This is a genomic window from Klebsiella spallanzanii, assembly GCF_902158555.1.
GTDB lineage: Bacteria > Pseudomonadota > Gammaproteobacteria > Enterobacterales > Enterobacteriaceae > Klebsiella > Klebsiella spallanzanii.
This window is the reverse complement of record NZ_CABGGS010000024.1, coordinates 1-749: the sequence shown is the minus strand read 5'-3', so window position 1 is coordinate 749 and position 749 is coordinate 1. Positions and strand designations below refer to the sequence as shown.

Here is a 749-nt window from a genome sequence, read left to right as displayed (position 1 = left end):
GCCGGTAACTACATCCATTACGGCGTGCGTGAATTCGGTATGACCGCTATCGCTAACGGTATTGCGCTGCACGGCGGTTTCCTGCCGTACACCTCCACCTTCCTGATGTTTGTCGAATACGCCCGTAATGCGGTGCGTATGGCGGCGCTGATGAAGCAGCGCCAGGTGATGGTGTATACCCACGACTCTATCGGTCTGGGCGAAGACGGCCCGACTCACCAGCCGGTTGAGCAGGTGGCTTCCCTGCGCGTGACCCCGAACATGTCCACATGGCGTCCGTGCGACCAGGTGGAATCTGCGGTGGCATGGAAATACGGCGTTGAGCGTCAGGACGGCCCGACCGCGCTGATCCTGTCCCGTCAGAACCTGGCGCAGCAGGAGCGTACGGAAGAGCAGCTGGCGAACGTCGCCCGCGGCGGCTACGTGCTGAAAGAGTGCGCGGGCTCGCAGCCAGAGCTTATCTTCATCGCCACCGGTTCAGAAGTGGAGCTGGCGGTAGCCGCTTACGAAAAACTGACAGCCGAAGGCGTGAAGGCGCGGGTGGTTTCCATGCCGTCCACTGACGCGTTCGACAAGCAGGATGCGGCTTACCGTGAAGCCGTGCTGCCGAAAGCAGTCTCTGCGCGCGTAGCAGTGGAAGCGGGCATCGCTGACTACTGGTTCAAATACGTGGGCCTGAACGGCGCGATTGTTGGTATGACCACCTTCGGTGAGTCTGCTCCGGCAGAGCTGCTGTTTGAAGAGTTTGG

At 60.9% G+C, this 749-nt stretch carries 1 protein-coding gene; it reads left to right on the top strand.

Annotation, left to right across the window (positions count from 1 at the left end):
* Positions 1-749, top strand: a 749-nt coding sequence (locus tag FN082_RS17790) for a transketolase-like TK C-terminal-containing protein (protein WP_328592363.1), incomplete at both ends; no start/stop codon positions are given.